Source organism: Streptomyces sp. NPDC050164 (genome assembly GCF_044459945.1).
Lineage (GTDB): Bacteria > Actinomycetota > Actinomycetes > Streptomycetales > Streptomycetaceae > Streptomyces > Streptomyces coeruleorubidus_A.
Genome location: NZ_JBITJK010000050.1, coordinates 25,240 through 38,033, shown reverse-complemented (window position 1 = coordinate 38,033; position 12,794 = coordinate 25,240). Strand labels below are relative to the sequence as shown.

Sequence of the window (12,794 nt, the reverse complement as noted above, 5' to 3'; positions counted from 1 at the left end):
GCCAGACCGTACCGCCTCCCCCTGGCCCGCACAGGTACCGCGTCCCGGGTCCGCCCGATCGTGGAAAACCGCAGGCCAGGCCCTTGCCCCCAACAGGGTTGACCCCATTGGGTCCAACAGGACCGACTAACCGGCGCGTTGACCAGCGTGAACCGCCCCCCGGGCCGTCGGTGAGACCTCGCGCCCGCGCGCGTGGGTCTGTCGCAGAACGCGCGATAAGGCCGCGACGGTAGCGATCGGCGTCCGTACGGTCCGCCGGCATGAGATCCCGCAACCGCCGCCCGGGCCGCCCCTCGCTGCTGACCCCGGAGCGCGTCGACGCCATCGTCAGGGCCTCCGCCGTCGGGGCCAACAGCTTCCTCGCCGCGGAGGCCGCCGGAGTTTCCCGGGCCACCCTCGCCCGGTGGATGGCCCGCGGCCGCGACGCCGCCGAGGCCCGCGAGGACGGAGAACCCGCCGACCCGCGTGATGACGCGTACGTGGACGTGTACCGGCGGGTGGAATCCGCCCGGGCGCAGATGGCCACCCGGGCACTCGCCCGGGTTCTGCAGGCCGGGGCCGGGAGCCTGGTCCTGGAGGAACGCGTGCGCACCTACACCGACCCGGTCAGCGGTCTGGACGTCGAGGAGCGGCAACTTCGGTACCTGCGGCCGGACTGGCGCGCGGCCGCCTGGTGGCTCGCCCGGGTGTTCCCCGACCACTACGGGCCGAACGCCAAGAGTTTCGACCAGGTCCTCGACGAGTTCGCCGCCGAGGAATACCGCAACGACCGTGGCCGTGCCGAGTCCGACGAACTCACCGCCCTCGCACAGGCCACCCCCGACACCCCGCCCGCCGAACTCCCCGCCCCCGTCCCGTCCTCTGCCGCCTGATACTCCCGACTCCCCGTCACAGCAGCCCCACCCACCCCGAAATTGGTCTCTCTTCGCCTCAGATGTACTTCCACGCTGTCCCGCACACCCGCTCCGACCTCCTGACCAACTGAAATGACTCCACCCACTCTCTGAGGGACGAGGGGAGTGGGTGGAGTCATCTCTGGGGGCAGGACGCGCAGGTCGGAGCGGGTGTGCGGGACAGCACCTGTAACACCCTGGTTTACAGGTGCGTTTACACCCCGGTCGGCCGCCGGGAGTTGCCGCTGGCGAACTCCGGAGTTTCCCGACGCCCCTCTTTCGGGCGGATCTCGCGCGTTCCGGTGACCACTGTCGGTCCCGCCCGATATCGTGCTGTGCACGGCCCACGCACGGGCCCAAGCCAAGCCTCAGCCCATGACTGGGAGCTATCTGAGGCGGAGGTGCCAGGACCTCGTCTTCACGGACGACGTCCCAGTGCATCAGTGCGGAGAGCAACACCGAGTTCGTCTTGGACGACAACTTCCGTATGCCCGCGTAGCCATCACCGTTCTCGCGCGTGCATCGGGTCATGGGTAACCGCTGCACGCTCCAGAAGGAGAACGCTGTGGTCAAGAAGCATGGGAAGAAGCAGCGCGCCCGGCAGAAGTCCAGGCGCACCGGAGCCGCGCACGCCTCGGCGGCCGCCGGCACCACTCACGAGCACACGCCGCTGCCGGACATGGCGATCCTCGAGGAACTCCCGCACCGCGCAGGCCGGGAACTCGACACCGAACTCGCCGCCCGGCTCGTCGCCGCGTGCCGCACCGCCTGCAAGCCGTGCCAGAAGACGCTGGCGCGGAAACTCCGCACGGAGCAGCGGCCGACCCTCACCGTGCTCGCCGCCGCCGTCTTCGGCCTGGTGCCGACCCCCGGCGCGTTCGCCTCGCCCACCACCAGGTCGTGGGCGCCGCTCGCCCGGGCCGGGAAGTCGGACCCGGCCGCGGCCGCCGAGGCCCTGGCCGCCGTGGAGGCGATGGACGACGCGTCCGCCTCCGACCTCCTGGAGGACGCGCTCGACCACTGGGCCATGGGCGGCGCAACGCCGGAGCAGCTCTCCGACATGTTCAAGGTCATCACCCCGGACGTCCTCGGCATGTCTCCCGAGGACGTCGCCGCGGCGGTCGACCCGCAGACCCAGGTCTCCCTCTACGCCGACCGGGCCGCCGGCGCCGAAGGCTCGGGCGGAGCCGGGAGCGCCTACGGGCTGCACCTGGGGTACGTCGAGATGGTCGACGGGCGTCCGCTCCCGCTGATCGCGTTCGAGCCGCGCGGCGAGCAGGCCGGGCTGGAGCACCTGCGCACCGAGTGCCGGTGGCAGGCGTGGGACGGGCGCGGCAGCGCCTTCCCCGAGCTGGACTTCAACTGGCGCATCCGCACGCGCATCCCCTCCCAGGCCCTGGAAGAGATCGCGCACACCGACATGGAGGGCTGGGACGACATCCGGCTGTGGCGGGGCGAGGCGAAGGTGCCCGACGACTGGTGGAACCTGCTCGACGTCGCCTCCCACGCGCTGCTGTGCGGGCCGGTCTCCTCTCCCGACCCCGACACGCTCCTGGCGGCGGCCGCGCGGGGCGAGCTGGTCGCCGTCGTGGCCCGGGCGAGCTTCCTGTGACCGCCCGGCCCCGCCGTGAGCGGACCGAGCGCACGTACCTGCCCGGGATCGCGGACGTCCGGATCTGCGGCACCGAGGCGACCGTCAAGGCCGTCCTCGACGTCCTGGAGCGCGAGTTCCGCACCACCAGCGCCCGGCCGTACGACGGCGGACAGCGCGCCTACCTCCAGCTCGACACCGGCTGTACCGATCCCGACGGCGACTGAGACCGCCTCATTTCCGGTCGGAAATTTAGAACTTGCCCAGGTCACAGGCCACGGCCCCGGTGCCGTCCGGCGCGCACGCACCCGCACCACGGGAGCGCTGACCGCGCCGGACGGTGCCGGGGGAGCGGGGGCCGGGGGGCCGGCGAAGGCCCCCCGCAGCCACCGGCCCCAGCCCCGGGCCCACCAAGGAGACCCGCAGATGTACCAGGACCCGAATCCCCCCGACCCTCCAGCCGATCTCCGCGCCGCCGACGGCGTGGTCTGGCTCCGGCCGGAGTACCAGGGACGCCAGAACGAGCTGGTCACCCTGGCCGACGGCGCCCGGCTCGTCGGCGTCAGCAAGTCCGCGATCTCGAACTGGCAGAACCGGCACGCGAGCTTCCCCGCGCTGGTGCTGCTCACCGGGTCGCTGCACAAGAGGACCAAGTGGGTCGTCGCCACCGAGCTGGTCGGCTTCGCGCGTGACCAGCAGAAGCGGAGGAACGGCCCCAGGACCGGCCACAAGAGCCCGCAGCGCCCCGGCGCGCAGATCGCCGCCGAGCAGACGGCGCACTACGAGGAGGTGCTACGGACCCTCACCGAACGGGAGCAGCGCCAGAAGAAGGCTCTGGCCCGCACCCGGGCCGCCAAGCGCGCAGCCGAGGAGAAGCTCACCCGGGCCCGTGCCCGGCTCACCGCCGAGATCGACGCTGTCGCTCGACTCGGCATCCCCGCAGCCCGCACCACTACCGAGAAGGAGACCCGCCCGTGAAGAACACCCACGAGAGCGCTGCCGAGACCGACACCACCGCTGTGATGGCGGGGCGGTACATCACGCTGGACGAGCTGGCCACGGAACTGTCGGCCATCGAGCTCCGGCTCCGGCAGCTGGCCCGGGCCGCCGAGGTGCCGGCGTCCCCGGTGGAGCTCGCGGACGTCATCGACTCGCTGCGCTCCACCGCCTCGACCGTGCGGGAGACCGGCGACCGGATGGGCCTGCTGGCCCGCATCGTCGATGGCGACGTGCCGCTGGCCGTACGGTTCCGCGACTCCGACGACCCGTGGGGCGTAGCCGCGCGTGGGACCGACCGGCCGGGGTACGGCGGCCCGGCGATCGTGCCGACCGTCTGGCAGCTGCTCAAGCTCGCGCAGGACGCCAAGCGGCCCGGCGGCGGCGAGACCACGACGTACCCGGAGGCGATGGACGGCATCGGCATCGGCTGGGAGTCCAAGGCGGCCTCCGCCCGGCGCCGCCGGGAGAGGGACGCCGCGGTGGCCGTCGAGGTCCTGACGCTGACGTGCGAGAAGTGCGGGGCCGCCGACGGCGAGCAGTGCAAGACGAAGACCGGGTGGGCCGCCGAGAAGGCGCACGTCGGCCGCCAGCGGCAAGCCGAGGCGAACGTTGATGAGCGCCTGGGCTACCTCGGGGACAACCCGGTCGCCGTGCCCGACGCCCGGTAGATCCGCCGACAGACCCCCTGACAGACCCGCTCACGAAACCACAGACGGGCCCCTGTAAGACCTGTTAGCCCCAACAGGTCCAATAGGGGCCCGTCGTCGTGTGCGGCAGTCAGCGGGCCGTATGGATGCCCTGGAAGCCCGGTCCGAGCCCACGCCGCTTCGGGGACCTGCGCGCAGCGGGCACCATCACCGCGGCGGGCTCCGGGTCGTCGACGGCGATACCCAGGTGCCGGCGGGCGGCGGTGGTCGCGGCCGCCACCGCGGCGAGGGCCTGCGCCAGTTCCTGCCCGGCGCCGCTCAGGGCCTCGGCGAGGGTGTCGATCGCGTCGAGGGCGTCCTCGGCCGCCGCCGTGCTCCAGCCGCCCGGGCCAGCAGCGTCCGCGAGGTGACACGCGCTCTCGACCGTCTGCTCGGCGGTCTTCTCCACTCCGGGCCCGGCCTGCGCCGACAACTCCATGACCACTCAATGACCGTCCGCTCGAAAAAGATCGGTGAGCAACTGTCACACGGCGGCTGGCCGTCATGGCGACGCCCCGGGTTCTGCGATGCTTCGGGCAGGGCCGCCTCGTTGGGTGCGCACCAAAAAAGCCGGTACCGCGGGGCGGTACCGGCTCTCGGCGGTCTCACGCTGCAACGCGAGGCCGGGTAATCCCTGTTCACTCTTCGGTTCGAGTCAGCAGCAATCAGGGCAGGGCCTGCCCCTGTCGGTGCAAGCCCAGATGCGCGGATCGTGGCTCAGGCACTGACATTCGCGCAACTGCGATCGGCGCACGCCTGCATCAACTCGTTCACTACCACGTGTGACTGACACTGTTCCCAATCTCGATCGGCGGGACAGAGTCCCAGGTCACCGTTACGCACGCGGCGCGACGTTGACTCAGAGTTGCTTTTTTCGCACGCGAGTGCGTACGGGCGGACGGGGACGCTCGCGCATCAACTCCCCGCGAAAGACCCCCGAGAGGGCATTGCGGCTCCTGGCGGCTGTCACCATCAATGCCACGCACCACACGAAAGGGCGGCTGCAACCGCCCGTGGTTCGTGCTCAGTTCGAGTCAGCAGCGGTCCGGCGGCCGGTGGGTCGCCGGACCCGAAAAGCAGGGAGCCCCTGTGCCGAAGTCCCCGTCCGTCTCCTGTGTGGAGACCGGAGTCCCCTCCCCCCGACGCCTGAACGGCGCCGAGGCCGTCGTCATCATCGTGATCGTCGCCGTGGCGGCGGTCCTGGTCGCGGTCGCGGGCATGAGCGTGTCCGTGATGCTGCAGTTGCTCGTGGGCGCCGGCCTGATCGCCGTCCTCGTGGTCGGCCTGGTCACCGGAGCCTCGGCCCGGGGCCTTCGCGCCGCGTTGCGCGCCCTGCTGGCGCCGACTGCGTGAGGTGACGGGTCGTGTGCCGTCCCGAAAAGCCGATCACCACCAGGAACAAGGCGTTGCGCGAGCTCGCCGAGTGGCTGCGCGACCAGCGGGAGCACACCCGGCAGGGCTACCGGGCCCTGTCGGTGCGGGCCGGCTTCCACGCCACGACGCTGCAGCGGGCCGCATCTGGCGAGAGCGTGCCCAAGCTGCAGACCGTGCTCGGCTACGCCCGGGCGTGCGATGCCTCCCCCGAGGAGGCGCGGCGGCTGTGGAAGCGGGCCCGGTACGAGGAGACCCGCCAGGCGCGGGGCGGGCGCGGCCTGCCTTCCCCGCGCCCGGAGTTCATCCGCGACTTCGTCGATATGAGCGCGGCCCTGCAGGACCTGTACGAAAAGGCCGGCTCTCCGACGCTGCGCACCATGGAACAGCGCGCGGGCGGCTACGGCGTTCTGCCACGCAGCACCGCACACCGCATCGTGACCAAGCAGGCCATGCCTCATAGCCTCCAGCAGTTCCAGGGGTACCTGCGGGCCTGCGAGGTGGCGGAGGTGGACTGGCCGGACTGGGAGGGCGCCTGGACGCGCGCGTGGCGCCACGAGAAGCGCGACGACTTCGCCGCGTTGGGCGCCTCGCCCGTATCGGACCGGGACATCCTCGCCAGCTCGGGGTGGGAGGCCGTCACGTGGGACTCGCCTGAGAAGGAGCGCGCGACCAAGGTCTTCCGCGAGCGCTTCTACCAGGAGTACAGCGTGGTCACCACGGCTGGCGGTGAAGTCATGGTGACGCACGACGGCAGGCCCCTTCGAGACGGTGAAGTCGTGATGACGCGCAACGGCGTGGCCCTTCGGCCTGTCAAGAAGGGGCGTGGACCTGCCCCGCGCCTGCGGGCGAACGTCCGGGGGCCAGCGTCTCGGCACACTCCCGATCGGCCCACGCCGGGGCAGCTGGCCTTCGCCATCGCCGAGCCGAGGCAGGAACCGGCGCGGGAACCGGACGCCCTCTTCTGAAGACATTTCAGTCCCGGTTGGACCTGTTGCCCCCAACGGGTCCAACCGGGACTGAGCTGTACGGGGTCAGGTGAGGCCGGCGGAGGCGTTGTCGTCCCATCCGTCGTCGCGCTGCATGTAGCCGAGCATTGAGCGGGAGTGGCGGGCCCAGCCGCCCTGGTCGGCGATGGCGATGCCGTCCTTGCCCTTCTTCCGCCCGACGGAGGCCAGGCCGATGCGCAGGGAGTGCCCGGTCCAGGCGATCGGCACCCCGGCCCGGGTGGAGATCCGCTTGATGGCGCGGGTGACGGAGTCCGGGCCCATGCCGCCGGTGACGTGGCCCCACCGGTCGATGCCGACGAACGCCGGCGTCGACGGGTCGGCCCACCGCGGGCCGTGCTCGGCGACCAGGCGGGTGCGGTACGCGGTCCAGGCACGCACCGGGCAGATCTCGGGATCGTCGGCGTAGCGGATCTTCGCGTTGCGCACCGAGTGCTTGGTCTTGCCGGTGAGCACGGCGACGACCAGGCCGCGCGGGTGCAGCGTGACGTCACCGGTCAGCAGCCCGGCCGGGTCCTGGGAGCGGCTGGCGTAGTGGAAGCCGGTCAGCGTAAGCGCCTTGTCCCGGTCGCCGGTGAGGGTGTCGGGGCAGGCGCGGGCGATGGCGCGCAGTCCGTCGATGTCCCCGCCGACCGCCTGTCCGCGGCCGCGCCGCTCCCCGTTCTGCAGGAGCTTGACGGCCAGGCCCTCCAGGGCGGTGCGGGCCGCGGCCTGGTCGTCGCCGGAGACCGTCACGCCGCGCTGGCGCAGCCCGACGACGGCGGCCGCCAGGTGGGTGGAGGCGGAGCTGGGGGCGTAGCCCTTGCCGTTCTGCTGGCCCTCGCGCAGCATCCACGCCACGAACGCCACCAGCGAACCCCGGGAGCCCTCCAGCTCCGGCAGGCGGGCGGCGGCGCAGAACCGCGTCCACACCCGCCAGCTCTTGGCGTAGGTGTCGACCGTGTTGTCCGGGGTGATCTCCTTCTCCACGGCATCGGCCAGGTCCTCGGCCTCGGCCAGGCGCCGGGCGGCGTCGACGCCGTGGCGTTCGGCCCACCGCTCGATGAGCGCCTGGCGCTCGGCGGCCGCCGGGTCCAGCACCGCCGGGGCCCCCGCGCCGTCCGGCTCGCCGATGTCGCCGGCGTCGACCACCGTCTCCACCGTGACCGTCACTTCCTCGTCACTCCCTCCGTCGGGTAGCCGTGGGCGGTCAGCCACCGGCCGACCGCCTCCATCTGCTGCTTGGCCTGCTCCCACGCCTCCCGGCTGCCGCGCCCGAAGATGGCGTCCTGCCCGGCCTTGATGGCGTTCTGCTGAGCCCAGCCGTAGACGAACTGCGGGGTGTTGCCCTCCAGCCGTCCGTGCTCCTCCCACGCGGTGCGCTCGGCGGCCGCCGCCTCGATCAGGGCGGGGTGCCCGTCCTCGGCGGCGTTCGCGGTGACGTCGTGCAGGTAGTAGGCGATGAACGCGCGGGCCGTGGCGTCGTCGTCCGCCGTCGCCACGGTCACCGGTTCTCCTCCCGCGCGGGCACCGTCTCGTCGTCGCCCAGGTCGAGGAGCGCGGCGACCGGCACACGCTGGTCGGCGCCGTAGTAGAGGTCGGGGTTCTCGTCGGCCCAGTAGCGCAGTTCGGCCCGCACCTGGTCCGGGGTGCGGCCCAGGGCCTCGGCGATCTCCGACCAGGTGGTGCCGAGCATGAGCCCCTGGTGGATGTGCTTGGCCCGGCCGGCCAGGATCGTGCGGCGGATCGACTCGCCCGCCGCGAGCACGGAGAGCGCGTCGGCGGCGGTGCCGCGCCAGAGGTTCTCGTTCTCGGGGGTGCGCGGCAGGCCGCTGTGGGCGAGCACGCTGCCGTACACGACCACCTTGTCGGACCGCCAGGACAGCGGGGCCTCGTCGGCCTCCTCGGGGCGGCGGATCGCCCGGCTGAGGAACTCCTCGCGCAGCGCGTCGCCTTCGCGCCCGGCGCGCTCCTTCCACTCGGCGTAGCCCTCGGAGTTCAGGACGTGCGCCGCCGGGTCGAACGGGGCGTCGGCCCCGGCCTTCTCCTTCTGCGCGGCGGGGGAGCTGACGAGCCGCCAGCGGTCCTTGTCGTACCCGTCGGCGTCGTGCCAGCCCGCCCACAGCAGGATGACGAGCTGGTTCCAGTAGTTCAGCCGCTCGGTCAGCCAGTTGTCGGGCACCGGCTCGTGCGGGTAGTCGGCCTCCCACTGGAAGTTCGGCGTGAGGGTGTCCGTGCGGAGGGACGCCGCCTCGTCGATCACTCGCGCGGCGGCCTCCTGTCCGCCGGCCACCAGCTCGCGCAGCCGGTCGTTCAGGAATGCGCAGACGGCGGCGTAGTCCTGCGGGGTGAGCTGGTCGACGGTGAACGTCCGGTCCTCCGGGATGGGCGGGACGGTGGAGCGGTCGAGCATCACGTGGTTTCCCCTCCTGTGGGACGCGCTGGCGACGGGGTGTCATGTCCCGTTCTGTCGCGTCGGATAAGGAGAGCTTATCCGACGTGATCACGGTTGTCCGCGATTCGCGGACAGTGATCCGGAAGGAGCGTTTCCGCGCCCCGGCACCCCGAACGGGTGAGTGTTCCGCCCGACGGAAGCCGACTAGGCCGGACAGCCGTCCCCCAGGGAGAAACCGTCGCCTGCCGCCCGACACCCCCCTACCCCGTGACGCACTTCACACCGGGGCCTTCGCGTACGCCGCCACCTGCGACGGGGCCGTGCGAAGCCGACCTCTCCGTGGCGTTCCTCCGACGCTGCGACCTGTCTATCGCCACCACCACACCGCCAAGGGGCGAGCAAGGGCGCCAAAGCCCGTGCGCCCGAGGCCGGGTGAGGCCCGACGAGTCGACAGGAGAACGGCGATGGACTGGATGGACACGGCGCGCGAGCTCGCGGATGACCCGCTGGTGCGGTGGGTGGTCGGTGAGGGCGTCCGGGGGATCGCGCGGCGTGTGCGGCGCGGCCGCGACTCGGCGGCCGCGCACAGTGAGGCGGGGCCGGCTACCACGGCCCCGGATGCCGAAGAAACGGAGATACCGGTGACGACGATGGTCGAGGACGGCAGGACGGGCGGGCAGCTCGCCGAGGAACTGCTGCAGGGCGTCGGCAACGAGGGGATGCGGGCAGCGACACGGCTGCTCGGCGCGCATCGCAACGGGTACTGGCTGCGGCGCCTACTGGAGGACGAAGCGGAGCTGTCGGTGGCCGCCGACAAGCCGGTCATCGACCGCCGCGGCACGCACCCTTCGGTGGACTGGGACACGATCGGGCTGCTGATGATCTCCCGGCCCGGCGCGCTGAAGTGCTCGCGCAGCGAGATGGCGATGCTGGAGGTGGCCGCGTCGCTGGTGTCCCGCTGCGCGGTGCAGCTCGGCGAGGTCGTCCAGGCCGTCGACGAGAGCGAGCTCCGGCTGGTCCTGCGGGCGCTGCAGGAGACCGCGTACGGGGAGGACACCCACTGACCGGTGGCAACCGACGGATGCCGGGGTGGCAACGGGCATGAGCTGCGCGTTATCCACCCCGTATCCATCCGGCTGCTTCACCGCACGGCGACTACCGGCGGGTGCGGAGGTTCCCCCAGGAGCCGCCGAGGGCGGTCACCGCGCCGCCGATCGTGCCGACGGCGGTCGCGGCCTCCGTGTCCGGCGAAGAGGTCCACCGTCAACGGCGTTGTGCGTACCGCGCGGCCTGACGGTCGACGGCGGGGTCATCGGCGGCGAACTGCCGGACGCGCAACAGGCCCGTGCCCGGGCCGGGCCCTCCGGGCGGGAGCAGCCCGACGTCCTGGGCGACGCCGTCGATCCACCGGCCGTCCGGGCCGGGGCGGCCCTGCAGCTGGCGGACGACGGGCTCGGTGCCCAGATACAACACCCGGCGCCGCGCCTGCCCGTACGCCCGCAGGATCCGCCGAAGCGCGCTCGGGGTCTTCGCGGTGAGCTCCACCTCGACAGCGCCGATGCCCTCTCCGGGCAGCACCAGGACCAGGTCCGGCCAATGCACCGCGCGGACGCCGGCGGACACGGCGAGCACGGGTTCGCGCGGAAATCCCTTGTGCACCCCAGGAACACCGAGGTCCGCCAGGAGCTCCGCCGCCCGGCCGGACGCTTCGGCGGTGCGCACCTCCCGCTCGGTGAGCACCGTGTGCCCGGCGGCCTCCAGGGCGAGCCCGACGTCGGTCAGCGCCAGGCGGTGCAGCAGCCGCTCGCCCGGCGGGTGCGGAGCACCCAGGCCCGCCCCGGCGACCCGGGCGCCGCGCTCGGTGGTCCACACGACGGTGCCCGCCCACCGCACCTCCGCGGAGCGGTCCAGCAGCCCGGCCTCGGTCATCAGCCGCACCCGCCGCCGCGCGGCCTCGATCCGTCCACCCCAGCAGGCGTGGGCGGCCTGGTGGAGCGTCAGCGTGCTGTACCGGGTGGCCAGCCGCAGCAGCTGCTCGTCCGCCTCGGTGCGCTGCCACCCGTCGCCGCGGGCCTCGCCCGTGCCGCGCACCCGCCGCCGGCGCTCCGCCTGCTCCCGGTATACCCCCGTCGTCCTCTTCTCCACTGCCTGTCCCTCTCCCTGTAGTTGGCGCGCGGCCGCGTACGCCGCTGCGCATGGAGAGGGAGCGTGACCTGCGAAAAGGACACCGGCCTGAATGGGCTTCCTCCACCGCCTGGCGGAGGACCTGATGGAGGACGCGGCGGAGGATCACATCCGGTCGAGACCGAGCATCCGGCTCACCGCCTGCTCGATGGTGATGCTGCTCCGTGGACGAGGGGGCGGGGCTACAGCTGGCAAAGGTGGCAGTTCGACCGTGATGACTTCGACACGCTGTCCGGGGGCGGCCTGGGCGGCGATGCGGTTGCGCTCCTTCTCGGAGGCAGCGAAGAGAACGAGTGGGGCTAGGCGGTTGCGCAGTGCTGGAATCCGGCTGGCGACCGGGCAGATGACCGCGTGCGGCTTGCCGTTCACGTACACGGGCACGCCCATGGCGTACTCGGGGGCGCCGCTCTCGGCGACCTTGGGGTAGACACCGGTGTCGTGGTAGACGAATTCCACCACCGGCTTCACCAGTGCCTTCTGCCGCTGGAGCAGGGCCTCGATTGCTGCCAGATGGTCCCGCTCGGTCGCCTGCTGCGCCTCGCGCTGGCGTCGCTGGACGGAGAGCTTGCGCTCGATGATCTGGTCCCGCCGGACTGTCGCCTGGACCTGTTCATCCTCCAGCTGGAAGTACACGCGGGTGACCCACCTCCATTTGCCCTCGCCTCCCCAGCCCTTGGCCCGAAGCCGGTGAGGGCGGGTGGTGTCGGCGCAGATGGCGGCGACGAAGCGTTCGAGCGGGAAGGCGTCGACCGTGGACCACTTCCCGTGACCCCCGCAGGGCAGCGGCCCGTCGACGCCAGCTCCGCATTCCTCGCACTCGCACAGGCCGCAGTCGGCCCGGTCCTCGCACCATTTGGGGGTGAACTGTTCGGCTCCGGCGGTGACCTGGACGGGGCCGCCGTCGTCGGGTCGGGTGATCTGGACGGCCGGTACGTTGTCCAGCCAGGGGATGGTCCTGCGGTCGGTGAACCAGCAGACTTCGACGCCGTCCGACCGGTACCGGCCGGTGCGGGCCTCGATGTCGGTGACGGAGATGGCGGCCATCTGCGCTTCCAGAGCGACGCGGCGACTGCCGTCGGGAGACGTGGCCATGACGTCGGCCCGCCAGGAGCCGTCCGGGGCGGCGACCTCGTATTCGGCACTCCAGCCGGCCGTCCGTGCGTGATGCGCGAGGTCGAGCTTGAGGAGGTGATGGGCCATGCCTTCGCCCGCGGCCTTCGCCGCGCAGTGAGGCGCCTTGTTGGCGTGTCGCAGGAACCACAGGTCGTACCCACCGTGGGTCTTGTGGACCAGGTGCAGCTTCCAGTGGCACTCGTAACAGGTCAGCGGCGCGGGCTGCTTGGTCTTGTAGATGCTGTTCCGGTCCTGGCCACAGCCGAGATCGGCTTGGGTGACATCAATGCGTCCCCACTCTCCGTGGACCCCGACGAACACCATCGCTGTCTCCTTCGTTCCGCAGCGGAGCCTCGTTCGCGGCGGACGGTAGGCGCCAGGTCTGACACGGCATGCCCCGGACGGAGCAGCACAGTGCGCCGTCCGCGCTACAGGCGTCCTCCGTCCTGCTCACCAATCTCTGCCGGGATTGACGGGCGGCGGCACCGTGGGCGCTGGTCCTGCAGGCGCTGCGGGAAGCCGCGTACGGCACGGCGGACTGAACCGGCTGCGCGCGAGAGGGCTCCCTAGGGAAGT

14 protein-coding genes are annotated in these 12,794 nt (G+C 72.0%); 8 read left to right on the top strand and 6 right to left on the bottom strand.

Features of this window, described 5'->3' with window-relative positions:
* The first annotated feature begins 260 nt into the window (after positions 1–260).
* The 5 genes from ACIBNA_RS39960 (at position 261) to ACIBNA_RS39940 (ending at position 4,151) form a co-directional block, all read left to right on the top strand.
* On the top strand, positions 261–872 hold the full coding sequence (locus ACIBNA_RS39960; RefSeq protein ID WP_399170197.1) for a hypothetical protein: 612 nt from the start codon (positions 261–263) through the stop codon (positions 870–872).
* Positions 873–1,458: 586 nt separating this feature from the next.
* A complete protein-coding gene (locus tag ACIBNA_RS39955) occupies positions 1,459–2,505 on the top strand; it encodes a hypothetical protein (RefSeq protein WP_399170195.1) in 1,047 nt (348 codons plus the stop codon).
* Entirely contained in the window at positions 2,502–2,711 is a 210-nt protein-coding gene (locus tag ACIBNA_RS39950) for a hypothetical protein (protein ID WP_399170194.1), read from the top strand. Before ACIBNA_RS39955 ends, ACIBNA_RS39950 begins: the two co-directional genes overlap by 4 nt.
* Before the next feature lie 199 nt (positions 2,712–2,910).
* Positions 2,911–3,462: a hypothetical protein gene (locus ACIBNA_RS39945; protein WP_399170193.1), complete on the top strand. Its 552-nt coding sequence runs from the start codon at positions 2,911–2,913 to the stop codon at positions 3,460–3,462.
* A complete protein-coding gene (locus tag ACIBNA_RS39940) occupies positions 3,459–4,151 on the top strand; it encodes a hypothetical protein (RefSeq protein WP_399170192.1) in 693 nt (230 codons plus the stop codon). Before ACIBNA_RS39945 ends, ACIBNA_RS39940 begins: the two co-directional genes overlap by 4 nt.
* Positions 4,152–4,260: 109 nt before the next feature.
* Here the strand turns inward: ACIBNA_RS39940 and ACIBNA_RS39935 are convergent, their stop codons facing one another.
* Complete coding sequence (locus ACIBNA_RS39935; RefSeq protein WP_399170191.1) at positions 4,261–4,608, bottom strand: hypothetical protein; 348 nt, start codon at positions 4,606–4,608, stop codon at positions 4,261–4,263.
* 650 nt (positions 4,609–5,258) lie between these two features.
* Between ACIBNA_RS39935 and ACIBNA_RS39930 the strand changes: the two genes are divergently transcribed.
* On the top strand, positions 5,259–5,522 hold the full coding sequence (locus ACIBNA_RS39930) for a hypothetical protein (protein ID WP_399170190.1): 264 nt from the start codon (positions 5,259–5,261) through the stop codon (positions 5,520–5,522).
* An 11-nt stretch (positions 5,523–5,533) separates the two neighbouring features.
* Positions 5,534–6,508, top strand: a complete 975-nt coding sequence (locus ACIBNA_RS39925; RefSeq protein ID WP_399170189.1) for a helix-turn-helix domain-containing protein — start codon at positions 5,534–5,536, stop codon at positions 6,506–6,508.
* Between the two features lie 66 nt (positions 6,509–6,574).
* Here the strand turns inward: ACIBNA_RS39925 and ACIBNA_RS39920 are convergent, their stop codons facing one another.
* Genes ACIBNA_RS39920 through ACIBNA_RS39910 form a run of 3 tightly spaced genes read right to left on the bottom strand, consistent with a single transcriptional unit; the run spans position 6,575 to position 8,942 of the window.
* On the bottom strand, positions 6,575–7,699 hold the full coding sequence (locus ACIBNA_RS39920; RefSeq protein ID WP_399170188.1) for an integrase: 1,125 nt from the start codon (positions 7,697–7,699) through the stop codon (positions 6,575–6,577).
* Positions 7,696–8,034 (bottom strand): hypothetical protein, encoded by a 339-nt coding sequence (locus ACIBNA_RS39915; protein ID WP_399170187.1) that lies wholly within the window; start codon positions 8,032–8,034, stop codon positions 7,696–7,698. Before ACIBNA_RS39915 ends, ACIBNA_RS39920 begins: the two co-directional genes overlap by 4 nt.
* Positions 8,031–8,942, bottom strand: coding sequence for a hypothetical protein (locus ACIBNA_RS39910; protein ID WP_399170186.1), 912 nt, complete (start codon positions 8,940–8,942; stop codon positions 8,031–8,033). The genes ACIBNA_RS39915 and ACIBNA_RS39910 overlap by 4 nt, the downstream gene beginning before the upstream one ends.
* 443 nt (positions 8,943–9,385) lie before the next feature.
* Between ACIBNA_RS39910 and ACIBNA_RS39905 the strand changes: the two genes are divergently transcribed.
* Positions 9,386–9,985, top strand: coding sequence for a hypothetical protein (locus tag ACIBNA_RS39905; protein WP_399170185.1), 600 nt, complete (start codon positions 9,386–9,388; stop codon positions 9,983–9,985).
* A 199-nt stretch (positions 9,986–10,184) separates the two neighbouring features.
* Here the strand turns inward: ACIBNA_RS39905 and ACIBNA_RS39900 are convergent, their stop codons facing one another.
* Entirely contained in the window at positions 10,185–11,066 is an 882-nt protein-coding gene (locus ACIBNA_RS39900) for a hypothetical protein (protein WP_399170184.1), read from the bottom strand.
* 144 nt (positions 11,067–11,210) lie between these two features.
* Positions 11,211–12,542: a competence protein CoiA family protein gene (locus ACIBNA_RS39895; RefSeq protein ID WP_399170182.1), complete on the bottom strand. Its 1,332-nt coding sequence runs from the start codon at positions 12,540–12,542 to the stop codon at positions 11,211–11,213.
* Positions 12,543–12,794 lie beyond the last annotated feature (252 nt).

Excerpts from the sequence above, each read along its gene's own strand:
- ACIBNA_RS39960 (WP_399170197.1), top strand. The coding sequence starts at position 261 with ATGAGATCCCGCAACCGCCGCCCGGGCCGCCCCTCGCTGCTGACCCCG.
- ACIBNA_RS39895 (WP_399170182.1), bottom strand. The coding sequence starts at position 12,542 with ATGGTGTTCGTCGGGGTCCACGGAGAGTGGGGACGCATTGATGTCACC.
- ACIBNA_RS39905 (WP_399170185.1), top strand. The coding sequence starts at position 9,386 with ATGGACTGGATGGACACGGCGCGCGAGCTCGCGGATGACCCGCTGGTG.
- ACIBNA_RS39945 (WP_399170193.1), top strand. The coding sequence starts at position 2,911 with ATGTACCAGGACCCGAATCCCCCCGACCCTCCAGCCGATCTCCGCGCC.
- ACIBNA_RS39935 (WP_399170191.1), bottom strand. The coding sequence starts at position 4,608 with ATGGAGTTGTCGGCGCAGGCCGGGCCCGGAGTGGAGAAGACCGCCGAG.